Source organism: Burkholderia sp. Z1 (assembly GCF_014893795.1).
GTDB classification, from domain to species: domain Bacteria; phylum Pseudomonadota; class Gammaproteobacteria; order Burkholderiales; family Burkholderiaceae; genus Burkholderia; species Burkholderia theae.
This window is the reverse complement of sequence record NZ_JACFYL010000001.1, coordinates 1,180,483-1,206,637: the sequence shown is the minus strand read 5'-3', so window position 1 is coordinate 1,206,637 and position 26,155 is coordinate 1,180,483. Positions and strand designations below refer to the sequence as shown.

Here is a 26,155-nt window from a genome sequence, read left to right as displayed (position 1 = left end):
CATTCACCGGCCCGCTTCGATGCCACGCACCTCCGCTGCCCCCCTCTCCACCGCGCCGCTCGCGCCGAACGAACCGATCGCCTGCGACCTCTTCTGCACGGTGATCGACAATTTCGGCGACATCGGCGTGTGCTGGCGTGTCGCACGCCAGCTCGCGCACGAGCACGGCTGGCAGGTTCGCCTGTTCGTCGACGACCTGCGCACGTTCGCGCGCCTGCTGCCGGGGGTCGATCCCGACGCGGGGCGACAGACGGTCGATGCGATCGTGATCGAGCACTGGCATGCGGAAGTCGGCGACGCGCTGGAGATCGCCGATGTCGTGATCGAGGCGTTCGCGTGCGAGCTGCCCGGCGCATATCTCGCGGCGATGGCGCGCCGGGAACGTCGTCCCGTGTGGATCAACCTCGAATACCTGAGCGCCGAGGACTGGGTCGCCGATTTCCATTTGCGGCCATCGCCGCATCCGCGCTACCCGTTGCTGAAGACGTTCTTCTTCCCGGGCCTGTCGGCCGGCACGGGCGGCGTGCCGAAGGAGCACGACCTCGACGCGCGCCGCGTCGCCTTCGAAACCGACCCGGCCGCACGCGCCGCGTGGTGGCAGCGCGCGACCGGCGGCGCGCCGCCGGCACCCGGCACGACGGTCGTCAGTCTGTTCGCCTACGAGAATCCGGCCGTCGACGCGCTGCTCGCGCAGTGGCGCGACGGCCCGTCACCGGTCGTCGCGCTGGTGCCGGCCGGCCGCGTGTCACCCGCCGTCGCACGCTTTTTCGGGGTCGATTCGTTCGGCGCGGGCGCGCATGCGCACAGCGGCAACCTGGTCGCACATGGCCTCGCATTCGTCCCCCAGGCCGACTACGATCCGCTGCTGTGGGTGGCGGACATCAATTTCGTGCGCGGCGAGGATTCGTTCGTCCGTGCGCAGTGGGCGCGCAAGCCGTTCGTGTGGCACATCTATCCGCAGGCCGACGACGTGCACCTGCCGAAGCTCGACGCCGCGCTCGCGCACCTGTCGGCCGGCCTCGCCGACGCGCCCCGCGCGGCGCTCGAGCGGTTCTGGCATGCGTGGAACGGCGCCGGCACGCCCGACTGGGCCGATTTGCACCAGCACCGTGCCGCGCTGGACACCAACGCGGCCCGCTGGGCCGACACGCTCGCGGCCGTCGGCGATCTCGCCGGAAAGCTGGCGGAATACGCAAAATCTCAGTTAAAATAAGCGGTTATCCGACGGCTGACCAGGCAAGCGCTCGCTTTTGGCGTCCACCGGAACGCGCCGCTTGCGCCGTCAGCCGTTGCGCAACGCTCAGGCACCTATTTATTTGATTTGATCAGGACAGTTTTTATGAAGACCGCACAGGAACTCCGCGTAGGCAACGTCGTGCAGATCGGCAGCGATGCTTGGGTCATCGCCAAGGCGGAATACAACAAGTCGGGCCGTAATTCCGCCGTCGTCAAGATGAAGATGAAGAACCTGCTGACCAACGCAGGCCAGGAATCGGTCTACAAGGCAGACGACAAGTTCGACGTCGTCGTGCTCGACCGCAAGGAAGTGACGTATTCGTACTTCGCGGACCCGATGTACGTGTTCATGGACGCCGACTACAACCAGTACGAAGTCGAAGCCGAAATGATGGGCGAAGCGCTGAACTACCTCGAAGACGGCATGGCGTGCGAAGTCGTGTTCTACAACGAGAAGGCGATCTCGGTCGACCTGCCGACGGTCCTCGTTCGCGAGATCACCTACACGGAACCGGCCGTCAAGGGCGACACGTCGTCGGGCAAGGTGCTGAAGAACGCCAAGCTCGCAACGGGCTTCGAACTGCAAGTGCCGCTCTTCTGCAACACCGGCGACAAGATCGAAATCGATACGCGTACGAACGAATACCGCAGCCGCGCGTAATCGCCAGCGTTACACGCATCGAACAAAGCGCCCTTCGGGGCGCTTTTTGTTTGCCTGTCGCAAACAGCGACCGAAAACCAGTGCCATATGAAGCACAAAATCCACCGCTAAAGATATTCAATTTGTATCATCGGTAACTGTTTTATAGCGCCGGAGAAATAATGCGCGTTACGCGTTCGGTGGGGCATAAAATCAGTTTTTAATCTGACATGCGGCTGCGGCCCCGTTGGCCGACAGCCCGCCTCTTTTGACTCGACTCGCGTCCACCATGCCACACGCCCTGATTGTCGAAGACGATCCCAACAGTCTGTCCGGCCTCACCGCGCTGCTCGCTGCAGACGGCTTCTCGGTCGACACGGCCACGTCGCTCGCCGAAGCGCGCACGGCGCTCGGCCGCTCGATTCCCGATGTCGTCCTCGTCGACCTGAACCTGCCGGACGGCAGCGGGTTCGACCTGCTCCAGCACCTGCCGCAGCAGCAGCCGAACGGTTCGCTGCCCGTCATCGTGCTGACGGGCAATGCAACGGTCGAGAGCGCAATCGAGGGCCTGCGTCACGGTATCTGGGATTACCTGCTGAAGCCGATCAACATTCCGCGCCTGCGCAGCCTGCTCGCGCGGATTCCCCGTCCGTACGAACTGATCGACGAAGTGCAGTCGCTGCGTGCCTCGCTGCGCCACCTCGGCCGCTTCGGTGCGCTGGTCGGCCGCAGCGACGCGATGCAGCACGTGTACGACATGATCGAGCACAACGCGCGCACCGAAACGGCCGTGCTGTTCTCGGGCGAAGCCGGCACCGGCAAGAAGCTGGCCGCGCGCACGCTGCACGAGCTGAGCCGGCGCCGCAAGGGGCCGTTCGTATCGTTCGACTGCCGCATGATCGCGCAGGCCGGCCGGCACGGCGCATCGCTCGACAGCGTGCTGTTCGGCCATGAGCGCGGCGCGTTCGACGGCGCCGAGCGACGCGAGTCGGGTCTGTTCGAACAGGCCGGCGGCGGCACGCTGTTCCTCGACGAGATCACGGCGCTGCCGCTCGTGCTGCAGGAAGCGCTGCTGCATGCGCTCGATTCGCAGAACTTCATGCGGATCGGCGGCACGAGCTCGATCACGAGCGATTTCCGGCTGATCGCGACCACACGCCGCCCGGCGCGCGAAGCGGTCGCGAACGGCACGCTGCGCGAGGATCTGTGGTTGCGCCTCGATGCTGCGTCGATCACGATGCCGCCGCTGCGCGAGCGTGACGGCGACGCACTCGCGATCGCGGACGCGCAGATCGACGAACTGAACCGCGAAGCGCGCGCAACCGGCCGCAGCATCACCGACAAACGGGCGGCACCGGGCTTCGTGCGCGAATGCCTGTCCTACGAATGGCCCGGCAACGTGCGCGAGCTGCAGGAGCGCGTGCGCTTCGCGTACGACGCATCAGGCGACTTCATCGAGACGCTGCGCGCGGGCGAGGCAAGCTTCTCCGCCAGCGCCGCGCTGAACGGCAGCAGCGTGCAGATCAAGGTCGGCACGCCGCTGTCCGACGTCGAGGATCTGCTGATCCGCGCGACGCTCGACGCGGTCGGCGGTACACGCCACCGTGCGGCGACGCTGCTCGGCATCAGCCCGAAGACGCTGTACAACAAGCTGCAGCGGATGAAGGTGAACTGAGCGAACGGTGGTGAATGCGGGCGCTGATCGGGTTCGACCGTTAGTTGCGTCAAAACTCGCCGCACCGGCTTGCTCGATTCCCACCGCAGTCCGATTCGAACCTGCCGCAACCCGTAAAAAAGCCGCGCAACAGCGCGGCTTTTTGTTTCGGCGGCCGGAATGGCGCGCAGCGCGCCATCCCCTCCCCGCTTACGCCAGTGCGCTGCTCAACAGCACCTGCGCCTGCAGATACTCGGGCTGCACGATCAGCTTGTCCCACTTGAGCGCCTTGCCGCGCGCGCGCATCCGCTTGATGCGCCGTGCCGACTCGGCCGACGCGTGCGCTTTCAGTCCGTTCAGCACGACCTCGGCCGCATCCGGCTGGTTGCAGACAAGCACCATGTCGCAACCGGCAGCGAGCGCGGCGTCGGCCGCCTGCGTGAGCGTGCCGCCTTCGCGGGCGGCTTCCATCGACAGGTCGTCGCTGAAGATCGCGCCCGTGAAGCCGAGCTGCCCGCGCAGGATGTCCTGCAGCCAGATGCGCGAGAAACCGGCCGGCCGCTTGTCGACCTGCGTGTAGATCACGTGCGCGGGAATCACCGCGGACAGCGACAAGCCGAGCCAGTCGTACGGCGCGACGTCCTGCTTGAGGATCGCGTCGAGCGTGCGATCGTCGGTCGGCAGCGCGACGTGCGAATCGGCTTCCGCGAAACCGTGCCCCGGGAAGTGCTTGCCGCAGTTCGCCATGCCGGCGAGCGACAGCCCGTGGTTCAGGCTCTTCGCGAGCAGCGTGACGATGCGAGGGTCGCGATGAAACGCGCGATCGCCAATCACTTTCGAGTGCCCGTAGTCGAGGTCGAGCACGGGCGTGAAGCTCATGTCGAGCCCGCACGCACGCAGCTCGGCGGCCAGGATGTAGCCGACGGCAGTCGCGACCTTCGTCGCGAGCAGCACGTCGCGATCCCACAGCTCGCCGAGGCGGCGCATCGCGGGCAGCACCGTGAAGCCGTCGGTGCGGAACCGCTGCACGCGCCCGCCTTCGTGATCGACGGCGATCAGGATGTCTTCGCGCACCGCGCGGATCGAGTCGGTCAGTGCGGTCAGCTGCGCGCGATTCTGGAAGTGCCGCGCGAACAAGATCACGCCGCCGGTGTTCGGATGCGCGAGGCGCCGCGCATCGTCGCGCGTCAGGGCCGTGCCGACGACGTCGAGCATGACCGGGCCGGGAGTCGTTTTCATCGAATCGGGAATTCCGTCAGGAGGGGGTTCGGGAAACAGGTGCAGGTGCGGCGTCCGTCTCGGCGATCACGAACGACACCGCGTAATCGCGTTCGTCGCTGACCGTCACGCGTGCCGTGATGCCGCGCGCGGCGAGCCAGTCGGCCAGCTCGCCCGACGCGACCACGTACGGCTCGCCGCTCGGGTGGTTGAGGGTCTGCAGTGCACGCCACGTCATCGGCCAGTGCATGCCGAGCCCGATCGCCTTCGAGAACGCTTCCTTCGCGGAAAAGCGCGTCGCGAGAAACGCGATGCCGCGCGCCTCGGAGCGCGCGCGGCGCGCATGAAACACGCGCAGTTCGTCGGGGCCCAGCACCTTCTCGGCGAACCGGCCGCCCGTGCGTTCGAGCACGGCCGCGATGCGGCTCACCTGGGCGATGTCGGTACCGATGCCGTAGATCGCCATGTCAGTACGCGCCGGGGCGTCCCAGCGGGGCCGGGTTGCGAACGTCACGCATGCGGTGGCATGTCATCTTCAGCGCGCACCGCCGTGCAACGCGGCAACGCGCGCGGCGACCATGATCGCCTTCATCTCGCGCACCGCGTTGTCCCAGCCCGCGAAGATCGCGTGCGCGACGATCGCGTGGCCGATGTTCAGCTCGACGATGCCGTCGATCGCGGCGATCTGCTGCACGTTCGTGTAGTGCAGCCCGTGCCCCGCGTTGACCTTCAGGCCGAGCTGCGCGCCGGCCTGTACGCCCGCGACGATGCGCTCGTATTCGCGCTGTTGCTCGGCTTCGTCGTGCGCCTCGGCATAGCGGCCCGTATGCAGTTCGATCACCGGCGCGCCCGCTTCATGCGCGGCACGGATCTGCGTCTCGTCCGGGTCGATGAACAGCGACACGCGCACGCCGACGTCGGCGAGCTGCTTGCACGCCGCGCGCACGGCCTCGAAGTGGCCCGCGACATCGAGGCCGCCTTCGGTCGTCAGTTCCTCGCGCTTCTCGGGCACCAGACACGCATCGTGCGGCCGCACTTCGCACGCGATGTCGAGCATCTCGGCCGTCACCGCGCATTCGAGGTTCATGCGCGTCTTCAGCAGCGGGCGCAGCTTGCGCACGTCCGCGTCGACGATGTGACGGCGATCTTCGCGCAGATGCAGCGTGATCGCGTCCGCACCGGCTTCTTCGGCGGCAAGCGCCGCACGGATCGGATCGGGATAGCTCGTGCCGCGCGCATTGCGCAGCGTCGCGACGTGGTCGATGTTCACGCCGAGGTCGATGGCGGTGGGCGTTGTCAGGAAGAAGCTCATAGGTTTTGCAGGTCGATCAGGATCTGACGCGTGGCAAGCGGCGTACCGCCGAGATAGGTGTTCAGCAGGAAGCGCATCAGCGTCTTGCTTTGCGCAACCGTCTGGGCTCGATGGTAATCGTCCTGCTCCATGTCGAGCAACGTCTGTCCAGTGATGACCGGCCAGTGCGACGGTACATCGTCGTCCGCATTGCGCACGCCGCGCTCGGGATCGAACACGTAGCGGCGGTCGGGCTCGACCGCACGGCGCGCGACCGTACGGTTCAGCGCCATCGCATAACCGGTCTCGCGCAGCAGCACGCGCTCGAACGAGCGCAGCACCTGCACCGCGGGCTCGCCGTGCGCGAGGCGCGTGAGGGTCAACACATAATGATTGAACAGCGGCGGCTGGGGATCCTCGCGCGCGCAGAATTTCACGAGCAGCTCGTTCGCGTAGAAGCCGCACAGCAAGCCGTCGCCGCCGAGCGGCAGCATGCCGCCGACCCACTCGGCGCCGGTCAACGTGCGCACCTCGGATTTGCCCGACCAGGACAGCAGCAGCGGCTGGAAGGTCTGCAGGACGCCGCGCAGCGCGGAGTGCGGGCGCTTCGCGCCCTTCGCGACGAGCGCGAGCCGGCCATGATCGCGCGTCAGCACGTCGATGATCAGGCTCGTTTCCCGGTAGGGATAGCTGTGCAGCACGTACGCTGGCTGCTCGGCCACACGAAAATCGGACGTGCGAGACGTCGCACGCCGCGCCTTGCGCGGCGGTTCAGGCGGTGCCGGCAGCGGCGCGTCGTTCGCGCCGGCCGTCACCGCGTCTTCAGTCGACGTCAGCGCGTCATTCGTACCCATAGGCGCGCAGCCCCGCCTCGTTGTCGGCCCAGCCGCTTCTCACCTTCACGAAGGTCTCGAGGTACACGGGGCCGTCGAACAGTTTTTCCATGTCCATCCGCGCTTCGGTGCTGATCTGCTTGAGCTTCTCGCCCTTCTTGCCGATCACCATCGCCTTGTGCGAATCGCGCTCGACGAGGATCGTCGCGAAGATGCGCTTCAGGCGCCCTTCCTCCTCGAACTTGTCGATCACGACGGTGCTCGTGTACGGCAGTTCGTCGCCGGTCCAGCGGAACACCTTCTCGCGCAGGATCTCGGCCGCGAGGAAACGCGAGCTGCGGTCGGTCAGCTCGTCCTCGCCGTAGATCGGCGCGCCTTCCGGCAGGTACGGCTTGATCGTCTCCAGCAGGCGCTTGATGTCTTCCGGCCGCTGCGCCGACAGCGGCACGAGCTCGGCGAATTCACGCAGCGCGCTCATCTTCTGCATGAACGGATACAGCGTCGCCTTGTCGTTGACGCGGTCGATCTTGTTCGTGATCAGCAGCGTCGGCATGCCGGGCGGGATCAGGTCGAGCACCTTCTGGTCGTCGGGCCCGAAGCGGCCGGCCTCGATCACGAACAGGATCACGTCGACCGACGTCAGCGTCGACGTGACCGCGCGGTTCAGCGAACGGTTCAGCGCGGTGCTGTGACGGGTCTGAAAACCCGGCGTGTCGACGAACACGAATTGTGCATCGTCGAACGTATTGATGCCGGTGATGCGATGGCGGGTCGTCTGCGCCTTGCGCGACGTGATGCTGATCTTCTGGCCGACGAGTTCGTTCATCAACGTCGACTTGCCGACGTTCGGGCGGCCCACGATCGCGATCATGCCGCAACGGAAACCGGTAGGAGCGGGAGTGTTCATATCGTTTGGGAGACAGGTTCGGAAACGGCCGCGCGGTGCGCGGCACGATCGATGGGCAATTCAGTGGTCGGCATCGGCCACGCGCGCCTGCGTGGCGGCGAGGCTCGCGCCGCCCGGCGGCGTTTCGGAGTCGGGCGCCGCGGCATCGCGTGCGCGCGCTGTCGCGCGCGAAGCAGGGTCGGAACCGGCGGATGACTTGTCGGCGGACGCGGATGCCGGATCGGCTGTATGGCCCGCCGGCTTGTCGGTTGCGCGCGGCGCGCCTTCCGCAGGTTTTTCCGCGGCCTTGTCGGGCCGGTCGGCCGGCTTGTCGGCAACCTTGTCGATTGCCGGCTTCGTCGCCCGTTCGCCCTTGTCCGCAGCCGTCTCGACATGCGCCGCGCGAATCGCGGCCATCGGCGCCGCGGCCGGCTCCACGCCGGCTCCGGTCGCAGCGGCTGCCGCGGGCGCCGCACCGGCCGCCTTGGCCTCGCGCACCGCCGCACGTTCCTTCCGTTCGGGCGAGCGCAGGTCGAGCGCTTCCTGCACGCCCTTCACGCCCGGCACGATTTCGGGTTCGACATGCTTCGACCCGCGCGCATTCTTCGAGCGTTTCGGCTTCGCGGCCAGCATCGGCGCGGCCGCCATCACTTCGTCGAGCGCCTTCTTCGCCGCCGCCTGCTCGGCCGCACGCCGGCTCGCGCCGGAGCCCGATACCTTCACGTCGAGCTTCGGCACCGTGCATTCGACTTCGAATTGCTGATTGTGCGCCGCACCATGCGTCGCGACGACCGTGTAGGTCGGCAACGCAATCTTGTGTCCCTGCAGGTACTCCTGCAGCAGCGTCTTCGCGTCCTTGCCGAGCGTGCGCGGATCGATGTGGTCGAGAATCGGGATGTAGAGGCGCTTGATGACCCCTTGGGCGGCTTCGAAGCCGCCATCGAGGAACACGGCCCCGATGATGGCTTCGAACGCGTCCGCGAGGATCGACGGGCGGCGGAAGCCACCGCTGCGCAGCTCGCCCTCGCCCAGCCGCAACCCGTCCGCGATATTCAGGGCCTGAGCGATTTCGTACAGCGACTGCTGTTTGACGAGATTGGCGCGTACGCGCGACAGGTCGCCTTCGTCCAGCTTGCTGAAACGCTGGAACAAAAGGGCGGCCACCGCGCAATTCAGAACGGAGTCGCCGAGAAACTCGAGCCGTTCGTTATGCGTGGCACTGTGACTACGATGGGTCAAAGCCTGGCGCAACAATTCCGCATTGCGAAATTCGTAGCGCAGCCGGCTTTCCAACTGGGATAGGGGCATGTGCAGGAGTATAACGCGGGCGCCGGTCGGGCCGAAACGGCGCGGCCGGACGCGAAAAGGCGTGACGAGGCGGTGTTACCGCCGGTTCTTAAAGTAGTTCGGCAATACGCGACACGGCCCGTGCGTCGCGTATTGCGTGTGCATCGAATGCGATCAGTTGAAGGAACCGATGCGCTTCAGATCGCTGAAGTTCATCCAGATGAAGAACGCGCGGCCGACGATGTTCTGGTCCGGCACGAAACCCCAGTAGCGGCTGTCCGCGCTGTTGTCGCGGTTGTCGCCCATCATGAAGTAGTGACCGGGCGGCACCTTGCAGATCACGCCGCGGCTGTTGTACGTGCAGTTGTCGCGATACGGATAGTCGTATGCGCCCATCACGAACGGCGGCACGGCAGGGTTGTTGAGGATCGCGTTCTTCTTGTTGCCGATCGTTTCCTCGAACTGCTTCGCGTAGTTCTGACGCTCGTCGTCGAAGAAGTCGGGCAGCGGCGTTTCGGGCACCGGCTGGCCGTTGATCGTCAGCTGCTTGTCCTGGTAAGCGACCGTGTCGCCCGGCAGGCCGATCACGCGCTTGATGTAGTCGACCGACTCGTCCTTCGGATAGCGGAACACGACGACGTCGCCGCGCGACAGCGGGCTGCCCTGCGTGATCTTCGTGTTCGTGACCGGCAGGCGCAGCCCGTATTCGAACTTGTTGACGAGGATGAAGTCGCCGACGAGCAGCGTCGGCACCATCGAGCCCGACGGAATCTTGAACGGCTCGACGACGAACGAACGCACGACGAACACCGCGAGGATCACCGGGAAGAAGCTCGCCGTGTACTCGAGCCACCACGGCTGGCGCAGCTTCTCGTCACGCAGCTTCGAACGCGTCTGCACGGCGTTTTCGTCCGCGAAACGCTTGTCGATGCGCGACTGCTGGCGATCGAACTCCTCGATCGCCGAGTCGGCTGCCTTGCGTCGCCGCGGCAGGAACACCAGTTTGTCCAGCACCCACGCTACGCCCGTCACGACGACGAGCACAAAAAGAATCAGCGCAAAATTCATAAAAGGAACAGTCCTGTTATTTGTCTTCGACGCGCAAGATCGCAAGGAACGCTTCCTGCGGGATCTCGACCGAACCCACCTGCTTCATGCGTTTCTTGCCGGCCTTCTGCTTTTCGAGCAGCTTTTTCTTACGCGTGATGTCGCCGCCGTAACACTTCGCCAGCACGTTCTTGCGCAGCGCCTTGATGTTCTCGCGGGCAATGATGTGCGCGCCGATCGTAGCCTGGATCGCCACGTCGTACATCTGGCGCGGAATGATCTCGCGCATCTTCGCCGCCACTTCGCGGCCGCGATACTGCGATTGCGACCGGTGGACGATCACCGACAGCGCGTCGACCTTGTCGCCGTTGATCAGCATGTCGACCTTCACAACGTCGGCCGACCGGTATTCCTTGAACTCGTAATCCATCGACGCATAGCCGCGCGACACCGACTTCAGGCGATCGAAGAAATCGAGCACGATCTCGGCCATCGGGATTTCGTAGGTCAGCTGCACCTGGCGGCCGTGATACTGCATGTTGATCTGTGAGCCGCGCTTCTGCTCGCACAACGTGATCACCGAGCCGACGTAGTCTTGCGGCATGTACAGGTTCACCGTGACGATCGGTTCGCGGATCTCCTCGATCTTCGGCGGCTCCGGCATCTTCGCCGGATTCTCGACCTTGACGATCGAGCCACCGTTCATCACGACCTCGTAGACAACCGTCGGTGCGGTCGTAATGAGGTCCATGTCGAATTCGCGTTCGAGACGCTCCTGCACGATCTCCATATGCAGGAGACCCAGGAAGCCGCACCGGAACCCGAAGCCGAGCGCCTGCGACACTTCCGGCTCGTACTGCAGCGACGCATCGTTGAGCTTCAGCTTCTCGAGCGATTCGCGCAGCGCATCGTACTGGTTCGCTTCCACCGGATAGAGCCCGGCGAACACCTGCGGCTTCACTTCCTTGAAGCCCGGCAGCGCTTCGACCGCCGGCTTGGCCACATGCGTGACGGTATCGCCGACCTTCGCGGCCGTCAGTTCCTTGATGCCGGCGATGATGAAGCCCACCTGCCCGGCAGACAGCGAATCGAGATTGCGCGACTTCGGCGTGAACACGCCGACGTGCTCGACCGGATACTGCGCGCCGGTCGCCATCATCTTGATCTTGTCCTTCGGACGCAGCGTGCCGTTGACGATGCGCACCAGCATCACGACGCCGACGTAGTTGTCGAACCACGAATCGATGATCAGCGCCTGCAGCGGCGCGTCGGGATCACCCTTCGGCGGCGGCACCTTCGCGATCAGCGCTTCGAGCACGTCTTCGACGCCGAGGCCGGTCTTCGCGCTGCAGCGCGTCGCGTCGGTCGCGTCGATGCCGATCACGTCCTCGATCTCCTCGATCGCGTTCTCGGGGTTCGCGGCCGGCAGGTCGATCTTGTTCAGCACGGGTACGACTTCGACGCCGAGCTCGATCGCCGTATAGCAGTTCGCGACCGTCTGCGCCTCGACGCCCTGGCTCGCGTCGACGACCAGCAGCGCGCCTTCGCACGCGGACAGCGAACGGCTGACCTCGTACGAGAAGTCGACGTGCCCCGGCGTATCGATCAGGTTCAGGTTGTAGACCTTGCCGTCGCGCGCACGGTACGACAGCGCAGCGGTCTGCGCCTTGATCGTGATGCCGCGCTCACGCTCGATATCCATCGAGTCGAGCACTTGCGCTTCCATTTCACGGTCGGCGAGGCCACCGCAGACCTGGATGATGCGATCCGCGAGCGTCGACTTGCCATGGTCGATGTGCGCGATGATCGAGAAATTGCGAATATGATCCATTCAGTGCCGATCAAGCGAAAAAGGCGCGCTCGACGACTGCGGAGCACGCCTTGTGTAAGTCGGTGAAAAAACAGCTTATTTTAGCTGAAAAGGCCTTCGCCGGGCGGTATTTCGGACGCCGGGCCGCGCGGCGGCCCTGTCGGGGGCATTCGTCGGGCAAAGCCCCGGGGAAAGCGACACTCGCGGCAGGTCTGGCTCAGCGCCGGGCCGCGAGCGCGTCGCGCACCTTCGTGTCGTCGAACCGGTGGCGGCACACTTCCGTGCCATCCAGCAGCAACACGGGTACGTCTTCATCGTAGCGCGCGACGAGCGCCGCATCGGCGTCGATGTCGACATAGTCGACCCTGACACCGAATTCGGCCGCCACCGGTGCCAGTGCGTCGCGCATGTCGTCGCACAGGTGGCACCAGCCGCGGCCGTAGAGCGTGAACATCGGCGCGTTACTTCTGGCGCGGCCGCACGGGCACGAACTGCGTGTTGTCGCCGCGCCGCACGAGCACCGCGACCGCCTTCTGCGGATCGAGCTGCGCGGTCACTTCGGCGAACTGCTTCGCGCTCGTGATGTCGGTGTCGCCGACGCGCAGCACGATGTCGCCGCGCTGCAGCCCCGCACGGGCGGCCGGGCCGTCGACGCCGTCGACCTGCACGCCGTTCTTCAGCTTCAGCGACTTCATCTGATCCGCCGAAATGTCGCTGACCGTCAGACCGAGTGCATTGGCCTGGCGCGGCTTCTGCGGCGCGTTCTTGCGCTGCTCCGCCTTCGCCGTCGTCTCGGCCGGCGTCTCCGCGATCGTGATCGGCAGATCGCGCGCCTGACCCTTGCGCCATACGCTGACCGTCGCCTTCGCGCCGGGCTTCGTGTCGCCGACCATGCGCGGCAGATCCGACGCCGTGTCGACCGGCCGGCCGTTGAACTTCAGGATGATGTCGCCCGGCTGGATGCCCGCCTTGTCGGCCGGGCCGCCCGGCTCGACGCTGCTGACGAGCGCGCCCTCGGCCTTCGGCAGCCCGATCGAATCGGCCACGTCCTTCGTCACCTCGCCGATCGCCACCGCGATCCGGCCGCGCGTGACCTTGCCCGTCGCCTTCAGCTGGTCGGCCACGCGCATCGCCTCGTCGATCGGAATCGCGAACGAGATGCCCATGAAGCCGCCGGTCCGGCTGTAGATCTGCGAGTTGATGCCGATCACCTCGCCCTGCATGTTGATCAGCGGACCGCCCGAGTTGCCGGGGTTCACGGCCACATCGGTCTGGATGAACGGCAGGTAATCGCCGGTGTTCCGGCTCTTCGAGCTGACGATGCCGGCCGTCACCGTGTTGTCGAGACCGAACGGCGAACCGATCGCGACGACCCACTCGCCGACGCGCACCTTGTTCGAGTCGCCGATCGCAACGACCGGCAAGTTCGACGCCTGGATCTTGACGACCGCGACGTCGGTGCGATCGTCGACGCCGATCAGCTTCGCCTTGAATTCGCGCTTGTCGGTCAACGTCACATAGATGGTGTCCGCATCGTCGACGACGTGCGCATTGGTCATCACGTAACCGTCGGCCGATACGATGAAACCCGAGCCGACGCCGCGATTCTGCTCGGTGTCGGGCGGATTGTCCGGCGTCGGCGCGTTCTTCGGGTTGCCGTTGCCATTGCCGCTGCCGGGCGCCTGCGGCAGCGGAATGCCGAAGAAGCGCCGGAAGAATTCCGACATGTCGCCGTTGTCGAAGCCCGGCGGGAGCATCCCGCGCGGGCCGTTGCTCGTCGGCACGTTGGCGGTGGTCCGGATGTTCACGACGGCCGGCCCGACCTTTTCGACCAGATCGGCGAAATCGGGCAGGCTCGCGGCGGGAGGCGTCACCGCGACCGCGGTATGCGGCACGAGCGGCAGGCAGGCAGACAGCGCCGCCGCCGCGAGCCATTTGCGCAGCGTGAGTTTCATCATGTCGGAAGCCGTAGCGTTACTTGGAAGCCTTGTATTCTATGGCAGACGCGAACTGCTGCAACGTAGCCGGCGGCACTTCGCCGAGCACGGTGATCCAGTAGTCGCCGCGACGCTTCACGAGCACGTGCGTCGCACCGGTGCTGCCCGCGCCTTCCTTGCGCGTATTCTTTTCGGCCGGCTCGATGAACACCGAGATCGTCGCGAGACCGTCGGTGAAGACGGCCTGGTCGACCGGGATCGGCGGATCGCCCGCGTCACGCGCGGCCATCGGCCGGCGCACTTCGCGAATCTTCTGGAAGCCGGCGACGCTCGGCGCGAGCTGCCAGCCCTGCGCTTCCATGTCGACCGTCGCAACCGGCGGGCGCACGACCGTCCAGCCGCTCAGGTTGCGCATGCCGGCCGCGATCGAGGCCTTGTCGCCGCTTGCGCCGCCCGTCTGCAATTGCGAGAACGCAATCTGCTCGAGCACATGATCGTTCGCATCGAGCGTCTGCGATCGCAGCAGCAGCCCGGTGCGCGTGTCGGCCCACAGCTTGTACGTAAAGCGGTATGCATCCTTCGGCACGAGCTCGACAACCTGCGCGTCGATCCCGGCCACGCGGTCCTTGCCGAGCGACTTCGCGTCGTAGACGGACATCACGTGGTCGCCGCTCGCACCGAGCAACGCGGGGAACGAGTCGCGCGTCTGACGGCGCTCGACCACGCACAGCTTGCGCTCAGGCACGAACGTGTACAGCTCGTCGTTGTGCCGCAGCAGCTTGCGCGGCTTGCCGTCGAGCGTCTCGATCCGCTCGAATTCGCCGTCGCGCGACGCGACATGCGCGATGCGCGACGACTGGACATACCCGCCGCGCTGATAGACGAACGTGCCTTCGTAGCTCTGCTGCTGCGCCGCCTGCTGGACACGGTCGAGCCAGTCCGCGGCGCCCTTGCGGGTCGCGACGGGATCGTCCGGTTGCTGGGCGCTGGCAGGGAGGGATTGAACGGACAACAGGGCGGCTGCACAAAGCAGGAGGGCCGGCAGCCGCTTCCATCCGGAGATGGCGTGATTCAACTGCAATGTCCGCATCGGGTTTATTGGCCTGGCGTGGTGGTCACGGCAGCGCGGATCAGCGGCATCGAACCCGTGACGACGGGCTGCTGCGCGAATTGCTGGTGCGCTTCAAGGTATTGGTCGAGACTAGCGTCGCGAATGATGTTGACGTCCTGCAGCCCCGGCTGGGCCGATGCCTGCGCAACCGTCACGCGCTGCAAGTCGCCGCCTTGCGGCGCACCGACCGATGCGACCTGGACGGCGCCCGGCGTGCCGGCCGTCTGCATTTGCGGGACGACGATCCACGTCAGCGTGGCCGCAGCGGCGGCTACCGCGAACGCGGGCACGACGCGCCGGCGCAGCGACAGCAGCTTGCGCGCGACCGGCGCGGCCGCCGGCGCGAGCAGGTGCGGCTCGCTTGCGAGTGCAGCCGACATGCGCGCGGTGAACGCGACGCTCAGCGCGGGCGACAGCGCAAGCTCGTCCGAGCGCAGCGCATCGCCGATCAGGTGGTAATCGGCCCACGCAGCGCGATCCGCGCCGTTGAGCTCAGCCAGAAACTGCCCGTGATCCGGGCCATCGAACATTTCGCCGTCGACCAGCGCGGAAAGGCGCTCGCCGCGCGAGCACGCTTGCGACTGCGTATTGACCGACCCCATGATGCTCCCCATCTTGCACACCCCGTCGTGACTTCACGACTCTATCCGTAACTAGACCCCGACCCGCGTCGATTCGCCTGTCGCGCTTACCAGCGCTTGCCTTCGGGCGTATCGAGCAGCGGACGCAATTTAGCAGCGATTGCCTCGCGTGCGCGGAAAATCCGCGACCGGACCGTCCCGATCGGACAGCCCATCATTTCCGCGATCTCTTCGTAGCTCAAGCCCTCGATCTCGCGCAGCGTGATTGCCTGGCGCAGTTCTTCGGGCAGGAGAGCCATTGCAGCGTTGACCGTCTCGGCAATCTGCTTGCTCATCAACATCGATTCAGGCGTGTTGATATCCCTTAGTTGGTCTGCGTCGGAGAAAGTTTCCGCTTCCTCCGCATCGGCCTCGGTCGAGGTCGGCGCCCGGCGGCCTTGCGTCGCAAGGTAGTTCTTCGCCGTGTTGACGGCAATCCGGTACAACCACGTATAGAACGCGGATTCGCCGCGAAATTGCGGCAGCGCACGATACGCCTTGATGAACGCGTCCTGGGCCACATCCTCGACCTCGGCGGGATCCCGCACGAGGCGCGAGATCAGCCGAATGATCTTGCGGTGGTATTTGGAGACCAGGAGTTCGAACGCTGCCTTGTCGCCCTTCTGTACGCGTTCGACCAGAGCCTGATCGATTTCTTTTTCACTCACCTGACAAATCCATTAACTAGGGATGCAACGCGGAGCGTCATTGTAACGTTCCCGCGCCGGACGCTGGTTACGGTACGTAACCGCGTCGCCGTCATGCCCGCCCCGCCGTCCGCGCCAGCACGGCAAGCGCGCTGAACGACGCGGCGTCGAGCGCATCGGCCGGGATCAGCAGCGGCCGGGCCCGCCGGGCGCCCTGCCCGACCGACAGCACCAGCAGCAGGCTGCTCCAGTGCGCATGGCCCGTCACACGACCGCGGGCGAGCAGCCGCCCGGTGCGACCAAACGCCGCAATTTCCCCGAATGCGTCGATCCGCAACTCGGCCGGCAGCCGACGGGCGCAGGCCCGCGCGGCACACACGGCCAGCAGCGCGGCCGTCGCGGCCGACACGCCTGCGCCTGCCGCAGCGCCCGCGCGCGGCGCCCAGAACAGGTAAGCCGACGCGGCAGCCGCCGCGACGAACGCGGCCAGCACGAGATACGACACGGCCGAGGCCCGCAACGCAAAGCGCTGCGGACGCCCGGCCGGAGCATCGAATGGACTCGTCAAGCGATTCTGCGTCAGACGCGCTTGAATACCAGCGTGCCGTTGGTACCGCCGAAGCCGAAATTGTTCTTCACGGCGACGTCGATCTTCATGTCACGCGCGGTATTCGCGCAGTAGTCGAGATCGCACTCGGGGTCCTGGTTGAAGATGTTGATGGTCGGCGGCGACACGTTGTTGTGCAGCGCCAGCACCGTGAACACCGATTCGAGGCCGCCCGCGCCACCCAGCAGGTGGCCCGTCATCGACTTCGTCGAGTTCACGACGAGCTTGTACGCGTGCTCGCCGAAGGCCGCCTTCACCGCGTCGGACTCGTTCTTGTCGCCCAGCGGCGTCGACGTGCCATGCGCGTTCAGGTAGTGGACCTCATCCGCGTTCACGCCGGCGTCGCGCAGCGCCGCGACCATGCAGCGGCGCGGGCCGTCCATGTTCGGCGCGGTCATGTGGTACGCGTCGCCCGTCATGCCGAAGCCCGAGACTTCCGCGTAGATCTTCGCACCGCGTGCCTTCGCCGACTCGTACTCCTCGAGCACCATCACGCCTGCGCCCTCGCCCAGCACGAAGCCGTCGCGGTCCTTGTCCCACGGACGGGACGCGGTAGCCGGATCGTCGTTGCGGGTCGACAGCGCGCGTGCTGCCGCGAAACCGCCGATGCCGAGCGGCGACACCGTCGATTCGGCGCCGCCCGCGACCATCACGTCGGCGTCGCCGGCCTGGATCAGGCGCGCCGCGAGGCCGATGCTGTGCAGGCCGGTCGTGCAGGCCGTCACGGCTGCGAGGTTCGGGCCCTTCAGGCCGAACATGATGCTCAGGTGGCCCGAGATCATGTTGATGATCGAACCCGGCACGAAGAACGGCGAAATCCGGCGCGCGCCGCGATCGACGTAGGTCTGGTGCGTATCTTCGATCATCGGCAGGCCGCCGATGCCGGAACCGACCAGCACGCCGATGCGTTCGGCATTGGCTTCGTTCACTTCCAGCCCGCTGTCCTTGATGGCCTGGACGCCGGCGGCGATGCCGTAATGGATGAACGTATCCATGCTGCGGGCTTCCTTCGCCGGGATGTACTCCTCGGCGTTGAACCCCTTCACCTCGCCCGCGAAATGCACGGCGAGGTTCGACGGATCGAACTTCGTGACGGTGGCGATACCGGACTTGCCGGCGACGAGATTGGCCCAGCCGTCGGCAACACTATTGCCAACAGGCGAAATAAGCCCCAGGCCTGTAACGACAACACGACGGCGGCTCACGGTAACCTCTTTTCCATTATTGGATGACAAAAACAAAAGCCACAGTGGCCACAGGAACCAGCCCTGCGAGCCCTGTGGCTGTTAGTCCGTCCGGCGCGAAGCCGGCAGGATGGCGCGTCAATCGCGAAGATCGCGGCGACGTGGCGAACAAGCGCGAAAGGCGCTTACGCCTTGACGTTTGCGCGAGCGTAGTCGATCGCTTGCTGAACGGTCGTGATCTTCTCTGCTTCTTCGTCCGGGATTTCCATGCCGAACTCGTCTTCGAGAGCCATCACCAGTTCGACCGTGTCGAGCGAGTCGGCACCCAGATCGTTCACGAACGAAGCTTCGTTCTTGATCTCGGCTTCCGCGACGCCCAGTTGTTCAGCGACGATCTTCTTGACACGTTGTTCGATGTTGTCCATTACCCCTCCGAGGGAAAGTTCAGATTTACAAGTGCGCGCATTTTATCAGGTTTGCTGACGCCAAAACGCGCGTTGGCTTGATGGTCGATCAAGCGCCGATCCGCCTGAAAAACGGGATACGGCGCGGATGGTAAACGAAAATCGTTACGACATGTACATGCCGCCGTTCACGTGCAGCGTCGTGCCGGTGATATAACCGGCTTGCGGCGAGGCAAGGAACGTGACGGCATGGGCGATGTCTTCCGGGCTGCCGAGGCGGCCGAGCGGAATCTGGGTCTTGAGCGCGGCCTGCTGTTCTTCAGGCAGCGTCTTCGTCATGTCGGTGTCGATGAAGCCCGGCGCAACGCAGTTCACGGTGATGCCGCGGCTGCCGATCTCGCGCGCAAGCGCGCGGGTCATGCCTGCGACGCCGGCCTTCGCGGCCGCGTAGTTGACCTGGCCCGGGTTGCCGGCCGAGCCGACCACCGACGTGATGTTGATGATGCGGCCGCCGCGCGCCTTCATCATCGGGCGCAGCACCGCGCGCGACAGGCGGAACACCGACTTCAGATTGGTGTCGATCACCGCGTCCCAGTCCTCGTCCTTCATCCGCATCGCGAGCTGGTCCTGCGTGATGCCCGCGTTGTTGACGAGCACGTTCAGCACGCCGAATTCCTTCACGGTCGCGTCGATCAGCGCCTCGGCGGCTGCCGCGTCGTTCACGTTCAGCACCGCGCCACGGCCCGTGACGCCCGCTTCCGCGAACGCCGCGGTGATCGCGGCGGCGCCCGATTCGCTCGTTGCCGTGCCGATCACCGTCGCGCCCTGGCGCGCGAGTTCGAGCGCGATCGACCGGCCGATGCCGCGCGACGCGCCGGTTACGATCGCAACCTGTTTATCGAGAGTCTTTTCCATGAATCGAATATCCGTCTCTTGAGTAAAGGCGCCGCGTCAGGCGGTCACCAGCTTGAGCGCGTCGTCGAGCGAAGCCGGGTCGAACACCGACGCACCCGTCAGGTTGCCGTCGATGCGCTTCGTCAGGCCTGCGAGCACCTTGCCCGGACCGCATTCGATCACGTGCGTGACGCCCGTGCCGGCGATGTGCTGCACGCACTCGACCCAGCGCACCGGGCCCGCGGCCTGGCGCACCAGCGCATCCTTGATCGCGGCCGGATCGCTGACCACGGCGACGTCGATGTTGTTGACGACCGGAATCTGCGGCGCCTTGACGTCGACGTTCGCGAGATAGTCGCGCAGTTGATCCGATGCCGGCTTGAGCAGCGACGAATGGAACGGCGCCGACACCGGCAGCGGCAGCGCGCGCTTCGCGCCCTTCGCCTTCGCGATCTCGCACGCCTTTTCGACCGCGGCCTTGTTGCCTGCGATCACGACCTGCGCGGGCGCATTGAAGTTCACGGCTTCGACGACGCCCGCTTCCGCGGCTTCGGCGCACACCGCGCGCACCGTGTCGTCGTCGAGGCCCAGGATCGCGGCCATGCCGCCCTGGCCGACCGGCACGGCCGTCTGCATCGCCTGCGCGCGAAAACGCACGAGCGGCACCGCGTCCTTGAACGCGAGCGCGCCGGCCGCGACGAGCGCCGTGTATTCACCGAGGCTGTGGCCGGCGACGATCGACGGCACCGGGCCGCCTGCCTGCTGCCACGCGCGGTAGCACGCGTACGCGGCGGTCAGCATCACGGGCTGCGTGTTGGTGGTGAGATTCAGCTCTTCGGCCGGGCCTTCGGCGATCAGCTTGCCGAGGTCCTGATTGAGTGCATCGGACGCTTCCTGGAGCGTCTCGCGCACCACGGCCAGATCGGCGAATGCGTTGAGCATGCCGACCGCCTGCGAGCCCTGCCCCGGAAAAACGAATGCAAATTTCATATCGTCCCCAATTGAATCGATTCGAACGGCGCGCACGAACGGCGCGCCGGTGGGATCCGCGCGCAGCAGTCGCGCGCCGCGGATCAGAAGCGGAAGACCGACGCGCCCCAGGTGAAGCCGCCGCCGACGCCTTCGATCAGCACGTGCTGGCCGCGCTTGATACGGCCGTCGCGCACCGCGGTGTCGAACGCCAGCGGGATCGACGCGGCCGACGTGTTGCCGTGCTGGTCGACCGTCACGACCATGCGTTCCTGCGGCAGGCCGAGCTTGCGACAGGTGCTGGTCATGATGCGGATGTTGGCCTGGTGCGGAATCAGCCAGTCGATCTGCTCGGGCGCGAGGTTCGCCTTCGCGAGCGCCTCGATCGCTACCTTCTCGAGCACGTTGACCGCGAGCTTGAACACGGCCTGCCCGTCCATGTACAGGAACGCGCTGCCTTCGATCACGCCTCGATTGACGTTGCCCGGCGTGCAAAGGATATGCGAATAGCTGCCGTCCGCGTGCAGCGCGCTGCCCAGGATGCCCGGCTCTTCCGACGCGGACAGGATCACCGCGCCCGCGCCGTCGCCGAACAGCACGCAGGTCGTGCGGTCCTTGAAGTCGAGAATGCGCGAGAACGTCTCCGCGCCGACCACGAGCGCCGTGCGGTGCTGACCGCTGCGGATGAAGCTGTCGGCCGTCGCCATGGCGTACGCGAAGCCCGAACACACGGCCTGCACGTCGAATGCGGCGCCGCCGTTCTTGATGCCGAGCTTGTTCTGCAGCAGGCACGCGGTGCTCGGGAACACGAAATCGGGGGTCGAAGTCGCGACAATGATCAGGTCGATCGACTGCGGATCGATTCCGGCCGCTTCGATTGCGCGACGCGACGCCTCGAGCGCAAGATCGCTCGTCGTGACGTCGGGTGCGGCGAAATGGCGCGCATGGATGCCCGTGCGCGCAACGATCCACTCATCGCTCGTCTCGATGCCTTCCTTCGCAAGACGATCGGTCAATTGCTGGTTCGTGACGCGGTCGGGCGGCAGGTAGCTGCCCGTGCCGAGCACGCGGGAATAGAGAGTCGATTGGGCCATTTATGCTTTAGAGGATAGCGCAGCGGAAGGTTCGGCGTGATGGCCTGCGGCCGGGCTCGCCTGGCCCGCGCCGCCCGCGTTGTGTTCGCCATCGCCGAGCGACACCGAATTATCCGCCATCGCACGCGTGAGGCGCTCCAGCACGCCGTTTTTGACGGCATCATACCCGCGTTTGATTGCCCACTCAAACGCGTAGGCATCGGCCGAACCATGGCTCTTGATCACGAGGCTCTTCAGCCCCAGCAGCGCCGCGCCGTTGTACTGGCGGTGATCGACGCGCTTCTTGAAACGCATCAGGACAGGCAGCGCGAGCAGCGCCATCAGCTTCGACATCAGCGAACGGCCGAACTCCTCGCGGATGATGTCGGACAGCATCTGCGCGAGCCCCTCGGACGTCTTCAGCGCGACGTTGCCGACGAAGCCGTCGCACACGATCACGTCGACGGTGCCCTTGTAGATGTCGTTGCCCTCGACGTTGCCGCGGAAATTCAACGTGCTGGCGCGCAGCAGTTCACCTGCGCGCTTGATCGTGTCGTTGCCCTTGATGACCTCTTCGCCGATGTTCAGCAGGCCGATCGTCGGCCGCTCCTTGCCTTCGAGCGCGGCCACGAGCGCGTGCCCCATCTCCGCGAACTGCAGCAGGTGCTGCGGCTCGCAGTCGACGTTCGCGCCGAGGTCCAGCATCATCGTGTAGCCGGTCGGATTCGGCAGCGCGGACGCGATCGCGGGCCGCTCGATGCCGGGCAGCGTCTTGAGTACGTAACGGGAAACGGCCATCAGCGCGCCGGTATTGCCGGCGGAGATGCAGGCCTGCGCCGCGCCGTCCTTGACGTGGTTGAGCGCGACACGCATCGAAGAATCCTTCTTCTTGCGCAACGCCACTTCGACAGGGTCGTCCATCGCCACGACTTCGGTGGCGGGCACGATGGTCAATGCGGGATCGTCGAGGGCTTTCAGCTTTTTCAGCTGGGCGCGGATCGCGCTTTCGATGCCGACGAGCATCAGGTGCGCATCGGGATGCGCGCGAACGAACTTGACTGCTGCGGGAACGGTCACGGACGGGCCGTGGTCGCCTCCCATGCAATCGATAGTGAGCTTTACGGTCATGGAATGCGACGAATTTCAGGCACAAAAAAGCGGCAGTTGAATGCCGCCTTTTTGTTGCGCCAGGAAAGTGTCAAGCGAACCAGTTGTCACGCGAACGGCGAACGTAGCGCGCAACGCGTGACTTGACGCTTAGTCGTTCTTCGTCTTGACGACTTTCTTGCCGCGGTAGTAGCCGTTCGGGCTGACGTGGTGACGCAGATGCACCTCACCCGTGCTCGGCTCGACTGCCAGCGGCGACGCCGTCAGGAAATCGTGCGAACGATGCATGCCGCGCTTCGACGGCGACTTCTTGTTTTGCTGGACTGCCATGACTAACTCCTAAATAATTTTCCGGATTCTAACACAGCCCGATCCGGCGCTTAACTACCCTGGCCCAAAGCCCTTACGCCTTCCCGCGCCACAACTGCTTAGTGTTTCTTGGTGCCGTCACCGTCCTTCTTCAGCGCTTGCAGCGCTGCGAACGGATTCGGCCGTTTGCCTTCGTCCTCGGCTTCGCCGGACTCTTCGCCCGCCTCTTCCTCAGGACCGCTCGCACCCGACACGAGGCTTTCGTGAACTGCCGGGCAAACCTCGTGCTTGGGCACGAGCGGCAACGAAAGCAGCAATTCCTCTTCGATCAAGTCGACGAGATCGAACTGGCGTGAGCCCACGATCACATCGGCTTCATCGTCGTCGAGCGGAAATTCTTCAGCTTCTTCTTCGGTCGCGACGACCCGGTACACCATGTCGACGCCGAACGTCTGGTCGTACGGCGTCACGCAGCGCTGGCACGTGAGCCATGCATGGCCATGCACCGCGAGGCGCAGATACGGCTGCTGCCCATCGGCGCCGTCGTCCTGCAACTCTTTCTGGGTGAACCCTTCCGCCTGCCACGTGAAGACCGTGTCGCGATCTGGCGCGTCCATCGGCACTTCGTTTAACATGCGCGGCAGTTGCGAAAGGTGCACCGCACCTGCTGCCTGCCGCCCGCTGCGGGCGAATTCGAACAGGTCGACTGCGTGCGGATCAAGTGGTACCGCAGCAGGTTTGCCAGAAGAAGTGTTCATGTGCGCTCCTGCCTACAGGCTGACTTGCGAATCCGGCTTGGCGCCGCTCACGTACGGCTCATCCGCGGATGACGTACTTTACTTCCGAAGACCCGACAGGCGCCATCACAACGGAAGCCTGTCGACGAAAAGCGGGAAAGCATACCTGTTTTACCTTTTGCGGTCAATCACTTAAGCTTGCGTCCGCGCAACGCCGTACAACACCTCACGACTCACCGATCCAACCGACCATGCCGGAAACCGTTTGCCGCCTGCCGCGGCTGATTCTTGCCTCCAGTTCCCGCTACCGCCGCGCGCTCCTCGAGCGCCTCGGCGTACCGTTCGACGTCGTGTCGCCCGATCTCGACGAAACCCCGCTCGACGGCGAAACACCGGCCATGACCGCCCTGCGCCTTGCCGGCGCGAAAGCGCGCGCCGTCGCCGCGACGATCGACGCGCCGGACGGCGTGCTCGTGATCGGGTCGGACCAGGTCGCGACCTTCGACGGGCTTCAGATCGGCAAGCCCGGCACGCATGAGCGTGCGCTCGCGCAACTCGTGTCGATGCAGGGCCGCGAAGTCGAATTCCACAGCGCGCTCTGTCTGTACGACAGCCGCACGGGCGAAGCCCAGGTCGAGGACGTCGTCACGCGCGTGCGCTTCCGCACGCTGTCCGAGGCCGAACTCGACGCGTACCTGCGCGCGGAGACGCCTTATGACGTCGCCGGCAGCGCGAAGTCCGAAGGGCTCGGCATCGCGCTGCTCGACGCGATCGACTCGGACGACCCGACCGCGCTCGTCGGCCTGCCGTTGATCGCGCTCACGCGGATGCTGCGCGCCACGGAATTCCCTTTGTTTGCAACCAACCGTGGAGACCGCGCATGACGGCCGGCACGCTTTACCTCGTCCCGAACACGCTCGGCGAAGGCGACGAATCGATGCTCGCCGCCGTGCTGCCCGCGGCCGTTCAGGCACGCGCCGGCACGCTCGGTTATTACATCGGCGAAAACGCGAAAACGACGCGTGCGTTCCTGAAGAAGATCGGCACGACGCGCCCGATCCAGGAAATCGAGATCAGCGAGCTGAACGTCAATACGCCGGCCGGCCAAATCGACCGGCTGCTCGCGCCCGTGCTGGCCGGCGCGGACGCCGGTCTCGTGTCCGAGGCCGGCTGCCCGGCCGTCGCCGACCCCGGCGCACTGCTGGTTCGCCGCGCGCACGAGCGCGGCGTGAAGGTCGTGCCGCTCGTCGGACCGAGTTCGATCCTGCTCGCGCTGATGGCGTCAGGCCTGAACGGCCAGAGCTTCGCGTTCAACGGCTACCTGCCGGTCGACGCGGCCGCACGCGCGAAACGCCTGCGCGAACTCGAGCAGTTGTCGCGCAAGGCGCGCCAGACGCAGATCTTCATTGAAACGCCGTACCGGAATCAGGCGATGCTCGACACGCTCGTCGCGACCTGCGCGCCGTCGACGCAGATCTGTGTCGCGGCCGACCTGACCCTCGCAACCGAGACGATCGCGAGCCGCACCGTGGCGGACTGGAAAAAGGCGCCTGCCCCCAATCTGCACAAGCGCCCCGCGATTTTCCTGCTGCTCGCGAACTGACGCCACGGCCGGCGGCTGACGCGCGGGCCATGGCGGCCCGCCGGCCGCCGCTCAGCGCAGGTTGAACGACGCGCCGCCGGCCGTGAGCGCCTTCATCGCGGCGCCGCCGACGGCCGCGCCGAACTTGCGCGCGACGCGGTTCGTCAGGCTTTCCTTCACCGTGTAGTCGACGAGATCGGGCGCTTTCAGCACGTCGCGCGCGACCGTGTCGGTCGTGCCGTAGCCGTCGGCGAGCCCGAGCTCGACGCTCTTCTCGCCGGTCCAGAACAGGCCCGAGAACATGTCGGGCGTCTCGTGCAGCCGCTTGCCGCGGCCATCCTTCACGGCCTTGATGAACTGCGCGTGCACCTGGTCGAGCAACGCCTGCGCATGCGCGTCCATCTTCGGCGTCTCCGGCGAGAACGGATCGTAGAAGCCCTTGTTTTCGCCCGATGTATGCAGGCGCCGCTCGACGCCGAGCTTGCCCATCAGCCCCGTGAAGCCGAAACCGTCCATCAGCACGCCGATCGACCCGACGATGCTCGCCTTGTCGACGAAGATCTTGTCGGCCGCGGCCGCGATGTAATAACCGCCCGACGCGCACATGTCGGTCACGACCACGTACAGCGGCTTGTCCGGGTGCTTCGCGCGCAGCCGCCGGATCTCGTCGTAGACCATGCCGGCCTGGACCGGACTGCCGCCCGGGCTGTTGATCCGCAGCACGACGCCGGCCGTGCCGTCGTCGTCGAACGCGGCGTCGAGCGCCGTGTTGATGTCATCGGCGTTCGCGTTGACGCCGGCCGCGATCTCGCCGTCGATCGTGACGAGTGCCGTATGCCGGCCGCTCGACGAAAATTTCGAATCGCTCGAGAAATCGATCAGCGCGAACGCGAACAGCACGAACACGCCGAGGAACGCGAAGCGAAAGAAGATCTTCCAGCGCCGCGCCGCGCGCTGTTCCTTGACCGCCGCGAGCGCGATCCGCTCGAGCGCCGCGCGCTCCCAGTTCGGTTCGCGGCTGTCGGGACGGGAGGAGGATTCCGGGGAATTCGGTTGGTCGGCCATGCAGTAT

At 65.7% G+C, this 26,155-nt stretch carries 28 protein-coding genes; 5 read left to right on the top strand and 23 right to left on the bottom strand.

Features of this window, described 5'->3' with window-relative positions:
• Positions 1 to 19: 19 nt before the first annotated feature.
• The 3 genes from earP to H3H55_RS05605 all read left to right on the top strand — a co-directional run bounded on the left by earP (position 20) and on the right by H3H55_RS05605 (position 3,551).
• Complete coding sequence (gene earP, locus H3H55_RS05615) at positions 20 to 1,213, top strand: elongation factor P maturation arginine rhamnosyltransferase EarP (protein WP_193097920.1); 1,194 nt, start codon at positions 20 to 22, stop codon at positions 1,211 to 1,213.
• Between the two features lie 126 nt (positions 1,214 to 1,339).
• Positions 1,340 to 1,897 carry an elongation factor P gene (gene efp / locus H3H55_RS05610; protein ID WP_047900193.1) on the top strand — a complete coding sequence of 186 codons (558 nt, stop codon included), beginning with the start codon at positions 1,340 to 1,342 and terminating at the stop codon, positions 1,895 to 1,897.
• 268 nt (positions 1,898 to 2,165) lie between these two features.
• Positions 2,166 to 3,551, top strand: a complete 1,386-nt coding sequence (locus H3H55_RS05605; RefSeq protein ID WP_193097919.1) for a sigma-54-dependent transcriptional regulator — start codon at positions 2,166 to 2,168, stop codon at positions 3,549 to 3,551.
• A gap of 189 nt (positions 3,552 to 3,740) precedes the next feature.
• Here the strand turns inward: H3H55_RS05605 and nagZ are convergent, their stop codons facing one another.
• The 22 genes from nagZ to H3H55_RS05495 form a co-directional block, all read right to left on the bottom strand.
• The gene (gene nagZ, locus H3H55_RS05600) at positions 3,741 to 4,769 is read right to left on the bottom strand and encodes a beta-N-acetylhexosaminidase (RefSeq protein ID WP_193097918.1); all 1,029 of its coding nucleotides are present in this window, start codon (positions 4,767 to 4,769) and stop codon (positions 3,741 to 3,743) included.
• A 16-nt stretch (positions 4,770 to 4,785) separates the two neighbouring features.
• Positions 4,786 to 5,214, bottom strand: coding sequence for a holo-ACP synthase (gene acpS / locus H3H55_RS05595; protein ID WP_048249532.1), 429 nt, complete (start codon positions 5,212 to 5,214; stop codon positions 4,786 to 4,788).
• 69 nt (positions 5,215 to 5,283) lie between these two features.
• Positions 5,284 to 6,060: a pyridoxine 5'-phosphate synthase gene (gene pdxJ, locus H3H55_RS05590; protein ID WP_176046848.1), complete on the bottom strand. Its 777-nt coding sequence runs from the start codon at positions 6,058 to 6,060 to the stop codon at positions 5,284 to 5,286.
• Positions 6,057 to 6,893 (bottom strand): DNA repair protein RecO, encoded by an 837-nt coding sequence (recO, locus tag H3H55_RS05585; protein WP_048249535.1) that lies wholly within the window; start codon positions 6,891 to 6,893, stop codon positions 6,057 to 6,059. The genes pdxJ and recO overlap by 4 nt, the downstream gene beginning before the upstream one ends.
• The gene (era, locus tag H3H55_RS05580) at positions 6,880 to 7,779 is read right to left on the bottom strand and encodes a GTPase Era (RefSeq protein WP_129514070.1); all 900 of its coding nucleotides are present in this window, start codon (positions 7,777 to 7,779) and stop codon (positions 6,880 to 6,882) included. The genes recO and era overlap by 14 nt, the downstream gene beginning before the upstream one ends.
• A gap of 60 nt (positions 7,780 to 7,839) precedes the next feature.
• Positions 7,840 to 9,066, bottom strand: a complete 1,227-nt coding sequence (gene rnc / locus H3H55_RS05575) for a ribonuclease III (protein ID WP_193097917.1) — start codon at positions 9,064 to 9,066, stop codon at positions 7,840 to 7,842.
• Between the two features lie 153 nt (positions 9,067 to 9,219).
• The gene (gene lepB, locus H3H55_RS05570; RefSeq protein WP_011544943.1) at positions 9,220 to 10,113 is read right to left on the bottom strand and encodes a signal peptidase I; all 894 of its coding nucleotides are present in this window, start codon (positions 10,111 to 10,113) and stop codon (positions 9,220 to 9,222) included.
• A gap of 16 nt (positions 10,114 to 10,129) precedes the next feature.
• Positions 10,130 to 11,923 (bottom strand): translation elongation factor 4, encoded by a 1,794-nt coding sequence (lepA, locus tag H3H55_RS05565; protein WP_129514068.1) that lies wholly within the window; start codon positions 11,921 to 11,923, stop codon positions 10,130 to 10,132.
• Between the two features lie 196 nt (positions 11,924 to 12,119).
• Positions 12,120 to 12,356, bottom strand: a complete 237-nt coding sequence (locus tag H3H55_RS05560; protein WP_193097916.1) for a glutaredoxin family protein — start codon at positions 12,354 to 12,356, stop codon at positions 12,120 to 12,122.
• Positions 12,357 to 12,363: 7 nt separating this feature from the next.
• The gene (locus H3H55_RS05555; protein ID WP_193097915.1) at positions 12,364 to 13,860 is read right to left on the bottom strand and encodes a DegQ family serine endoprotease; all 1,497 of its coding nucleotides are present in this window, start codon (positions 13,858 to 13,860) and stop codon (positions 12,364 to 12,366) included.
• Positions 13,861 to 13,876: 16 nt separating this feature from the next.
• On the bottom strand, positions 13,877 to 14,929 hold the full coding sequence (locus H3H55_RS05550) for a MucB/RseB C-terminal domain-containing protein (RefSeq protein ID WP_193097914.1): 1,053 nt from the start codon (positions 14,927 to 14,929) through the stop codon (positions 13,877 to 13,879).
• 5 nt (positions 14,930 to 14,934) lie between these two features.
• Positions 14,935 to 15,552: a sigma-E factor negative regulatory protein gene (locus tag H3H55_RS05545; RefSeq protein ID WP_129514750.1), complete on the bottom strand. Its 618-nt coding sequence runs from the start codon at positions 15,550 to 15,552 to the stop codon at positions 14,935 to 14,937.
• 86 nt (positions 15,553 to 15,638) lie between these two features.
• Complete coding sequence (gene rpoE, locus H3H55_RS05540; protein WP_006490873.1) at positions 15,639 to 16,238, bottom strand: RNA polymerase sigma factor RpoE; 600 nt, start codon at positions 16,236 to 16,238, stop codon at positions 15,639 to 15,641.
• A gap of 91 nt (positions 16,239 to 16,329) precedes the next feature.
• On the bottom strand, positions 16,330 to 16,785 hold the full coding sequence (locus H3H55_RS05535) for a hypothetical protein (protein ID WP_129514064.1): 456 nt from the start codon (positions 16,783 to 16,785) through the stop codon (positions 16,330 to 16,332).
• An 11-nt stretch (positions 16,786 to 16,796) separates the two neighbouring features.
• A complete protein-coding gene (gene fabF / locus H3H55_RS05530; protein WP_129514063.1) occupies positions 16,797 to 18,029 on the bottom strand; it encodes a beta-ketoacyl-ACP synthase II in 1,233 nt (410 codons plus the stop codon).
• A 164-nt stretch (positions 18,030 to 18,193) separates the two neighbouring features.
• A complete protein-coding gene (gene acpP / locus H3H55_RS05525; protein WP_004197638.1) occupies positions 18,194 to 18,433 on the bottom strand; it encodes an acyl carrier protein in 240 nt (79 codons plus the stop codon).
• Between the two features lie 144 nt (positions 18,434 to 18,577).
• Entirely contained in the window at positions 18,578 to 19,327 is a 750-nt protein-coding gene (gene fabG / locus H3H55_RS05520) for a 3-oxoacyl-ACP reductase FabG (protein ID WP_193097913.1), read from the bottom strand.
• 36 nt (positions 19,328 to 19,363) lie between these two features.
• A complete protein-coding gene (gene fabD, locus H3H55_RS05515) occupies positions 19,364 to 20,296 on the bottom strand; it encodes an ACP S-malonyltransferase (RefSeq protein ID WP_193097912.1) in 933 nt (310 codons plus the stop codon).
• Between the two features lie 83 nt (positions 20,297 to 20,379).
• Positions 20,380 to 21,369, bottom strand: a complete 990-nt coding sequence (locus H3H55_RS05510) for a beta-ketoacyl-ACP synthase III (RefSeq protein WP_048249554.1) — start codon at positions 21,367 to 21,369, stop codon at positions 20,380 to 20,382.
• The gene (gene plsX / locus H3H55_RS05505; protein ID WP_129514060.1) at positions 21,370 to 22,476 is read right to left on the bottom strand and encodes a phosphate acyltransferase PlsX; all 1,107 of its coding nucleotides are present in this window, start codon (positions 22,474 to 22,476) and stop codon (positions 21,370 to 21,372) included.
• 129 nt (positions 22,477 to 22,605) lie between these two features.
• The gene (gene rpmF, locus H3H55_RS05500; RefSeq protein WP_047900174.1) at positions 22,606 to 22,785 is read right to left on the bottom strand and encodes a 50S ribosomal protein L32; all 180 of its coding nucleotides are present in this window, start codon (positions 22,783 to 22,785) and stop codon (positions 22,606 to 22,608) included.
• A gap of 98 nt (positions 22,786 to 22,883) precedes the next feature.
• A complete protein-coding gene (locus H3H55_RS05495) occupies positions 22,884 to 23,522 on the bottom strand; it encodes a YceD family protein (protein WP_193097911.1) in 639 nt (212 codons plus the stop codon).
• Between the two features lie 230 nt (positions 23,523 to 23,752).
• Here H3H55_RS05495 and H3H55_RS05490 point away from each other — a divergent pair, with 230 nt between their 5' ends.
• Both H3H55_RS05490 and H3H55_RS05485 read left to right on the top strand, forming a co-directional pair.
• Positions 23,753 to 24,385, top strand: a complete 633-nt coding sequence (locus tag H3H55_RS05490) for a Maf-like protein (RefSeq protein ID WP_193097910.1) — start codon at positions 23,753 to 23,755, stop codon at positions 24,383 to 24,385.
• Positions 24,382 to 25,104, top strand: coding sequence for an SAM-dependent methyltransferase (locus H3H55_RS05485; RefSeq protein WP_048249558.1), 723 nt, complete (start codon positions 24,382 to 24,384; stop codon positions 25,102 to 25,104). Before H3H55_RS05490 ends, H3H55_RS05485 begins: the two co-directional genes overlap by 4 nt.
• A 51-nt stretch (positions 25,105 to 25,155) precedes the next feature.
• Here H3H55_RS05485 and H3H55_RS05480 read toward each other — a convergent pair whose 3' ends face one another.
• Entirely contained in the window at positions 25,156 to 26,148 is a 993-nt protein-coding gene (locus tag H3H55_RS05480; RefSeq protein WP_129514056.1) for a S49 family peptidase, read from the bottom strand.
• Positions 26,149 to 26,155 lie beyond the last annotated feature (7 nt).